The organism is Pseudomonas sp. FSL R10-1350, from assembly GCF_009600525.1.
Lineage (GTDB): Bacteria > Pseudomonadota > Gammaproteobacteria > Pseudomonadales > Pseudomonadaceae > Aquipseudomonas > Aquipseudomonas helleri.
The window spans coordinates 1-2,719 of sequence record NZ_WIVR01000133.1; the positions used below are offsets into that span (position 1 = coordinate 1).

The window sequence follows — 2,719 nt, forward strand, 5'->3', positions numbered from 1 at the left end:
CAGGAACACAACAAGGCGTTTTACACCGGCCTCCAGATCTGCGCTTCCGTCTGGGCCTGCCCGGTTTGCGCTGCCAAGATCAGCGAGCGTCGTCGTGCCGAACTCGTGGCCGCTTTGGCCGTTGCTCGATCCATGGGCATGCAGGTCTATTTGCTGACCCTGACTGTTCCTCATGGCTTGGGTGATGACCTAAAAGCGCTTTTGGAACAGATCCACAAGGCCTATAGCAAAACTTCTTCAGGCCGCGCCGGACAGAACATCCGCAAGCTCTTGGGCCTTCGCGGCACCGTTCGAGCCTTGGAAACCACCTATGGGGTTAACGGGTTCCACCCGCACTTACATATTTTGCTGTTCCTCGACGGCGGTTTCTCCCCGGCCTCTGTTCAGAACGCCTTTGCTCCGCTCTGGCAACAAGCGTGCATGCGTGCTGGTTTGCCGCGTCCTTCTGATGAGCATGGTTGCAGGGTTGATGATGGCACCTATGCCGCTGCCTACGCCTCCAAATGGGGCCTAGAGAGCGAATTGACCAAAAGCCACACCAAGAAGGGCCGTAACGGCTCACGCACGCCCTGGGACTTCCTGAGAGCCGTCCTCGATAAGTCTGAGGGCTGGCAACAGGCGGCAATCCTGTTTCGTACCTATGCCGAAGCGTTCAAGGGAAAACGTCAGCTCTACTGGTCAAACGGCTTACGCGATCTGCTCGCCATGGGTGAACAGGCATCAGACGAGGAACTTGCAGCCGTTCAGGAAGACAGTGCGCTCATGCTGGCTGAACTAACCGACGAGCAATGGCGAGCCATTTTGCGCACTAAATCGGAGTCCATCGTTTTGGACATGGCCGAGACTCACCCACAGGCGCTTCCTGTTTTGCTTGCGTCCCTTTTGGAACGAGCCAAAAAGTTTGTTACTGGAACGGGCTGACCTGCCTGACACTGCTTAGCGTAGCGCTAGCAGTGCCGGGCAGGCCTGCCCGCTCAACTTCAACTCCTAAATACGTCCAACGGATCGCCTGCAAACATAGTTTGCGTAAGTGCGCCCTTGATCCGTTTTTGATCCGCGCGTTTCGTAGAAACGTCTAAGCGCGCCCTCTTAAAAAAACGGAGGGAAACAGCGCAGGTCAAAAACCAAAACAGAACCGGGATCAACAACTCAATCAACAGCGGTTAAGAGTCATGGACTCTAGGGGAGATTTGAATGACACAAACTAATTTGACGCCAGAAGTCGATTGTTTACCGATCTTCGTTGAGGGTTTGGATGTGCTCCCTTTGCCGATTTTTGTCACTCGCCAAACTGACCGATCGAGCAAGAAAGCGGTTCGGGAAAACAACGCTAAAAGCACGGAAGAACAACATGCTGTGAACGGTAAAACAACGGAAGCTGCAACGGCTTAGAACGACTCAAACGACGGGCAAGATAGGTGAAGTACATGTACCGGCAAGCCGGCACATATCCTTCACGCCTTGCCCATTCGCCTGCCGGCTCAAGGGATCAGTTTCCGAATCGGAAACTTCTTCTCAGAACCCTCTTAGCCATCCCGCAGACTTGACCAGGTCAAGGGCCGCGCTCCCGGCTTGTCGGGAAATTGTTCCTCCTTCCCGGCAAACGGAAGCACGGGCGCAGCGAACCCTTTACCCAACCCGATTAAAAACACGCTCCGCCTGGGGTTCATGGGATGTTTCACCCCATGCACCCCTGGCACATGCCGAATGCCGCCGGAGGCTGCTCTTGACGAGTTGCCAGTCGTGACAATAGTATTGGATGCACTGTGCAGACCATAGGCCGACCATGACAACGAAACCACGTAAGCGTCTTAACCGACTGACCTTGACCATATCCGATGACCTCAAGGCTGCTTTGGCAGATTTGAATGAAGCTACTGGGGTCGCCGCAGCTAGTTTCGTCGGAGAGATTATTGAGGCGAACATTCCAATGATTTTGGGAATAGCTAATGCCGCGCGCTTAGCAAAAGCAGAGCCAGGACGTGCTTTGGAAATCATGCAGCGTTCGATGCTTGAAGCTGTGCATGGTGCCAATGTGGCGCAGATGGGCCTTATGGACGAACAGACTAGATTGCGCACTTTCCAGCGCAAGGGGGAAGAATGAGGGTTGCTTTCTACGATGCTGAGCGATCAGTGGTAGGGCCTCGACACATCTTCCCGGATTGGACGCCAGATGATGCCCGGCTCTATGCCATGTCGCTCCAAGACCCAGCGTTTGACCATCTGGACTGGCTCTTGGTGTGGGATGAAAAACCAGTTCCGGGGACTCTGCCGTTTCGCTCCGTATTCTTCTTGGGAGACTTTCCATTAACGGGCACTACGGACTTCACCGAACACCAGATTGAGCAGGCATTTGCCCAAGCCATCGGGCATTAAAAAACCCCCTCCAGTTGGTACTGTAGGGGGTTCGTTGGGGGTCACGGTTGGCGCCGTGATTTTCCCCGGTTTTGCAGGGATTTAGGATCTGCATGGATAAGAATAACACTATGGTGTGTGACCGAAATACGGAGGCTCTGAAGGAGCCCCTTGGTATATACGCGAAAACTCCTTCCACTCACGAATTCATCGACCCTCTGACGGGGTTAATTACCCGTTTCAAGATCGACCCAAAAAGCCGGGAATACGTCGAGGAAATCGACCCAAGCCGGTTCCGCTGGGAGCGTTTCGCTTACAAAAGCGTGGTCAACCAATTACTGCCAACCTCGCGCACGTCCAAGTG

The 2,719-nt window shown here is 54.1% G+C and carries 5 protein-coding genes; all 5 read left to right on the forward strand.

Annotation, left to right across the window (positions count from 1 at the left end; all coding sequences use genetic code 11):
• Positions 1–921: protein rep (locus GHO25_RS26220; protein ID WP_178110242.1), on the forward strand; the 921-nt coding region annotated here is incomplete at its 5' end.
• A 273-nt stretch (positions 922–1,194) separates the two neighbouring features.
• Positions 1,195–1,392, forward strand: coding sequence for a hypothetical protein (locus tag GHO25_RS25370; protein WP_153357777.1), 198 nt, complete (start codon positions 1,195–1,197; stop codon positions 1,390–1,392).
• Positions 1,393–1,786: 394 nt separating this feature from the next.
• Positions 1,787–2,104: a hypothetical protein gene (locus tag GHO25_RS25375; RefSeq protein ID WP_178110243.1), complete on the forward strand. Its 318-nt coding sequence runs from the start codon at positions 1,787–1,789 to the stop codon at positions 2,102–2,104.
• A complete protein-coding gene (locus tag GHO25_RS25380; RefSeq protein ID WP_153357770.1) occupies positions 2,101–2,376 on the forward strand; it encodes a hypothetical protein in 276 nt (91 codons plus the stop codon). Before GHO25_RS25375 ends, GHO25_RS25380 begins: the two co-directional genes overlap by 4 nt.
• A 92-nt stretch (positions 2,377–2,468) precedes the next feature.
• Positions 2,469–2,719: hypothetical protein (locus tag GHO25_RS26340; RefSeq protein WP_218581092.1), on the forward strand; the 251-nt coding region annotated here is incomplete at its 3' end.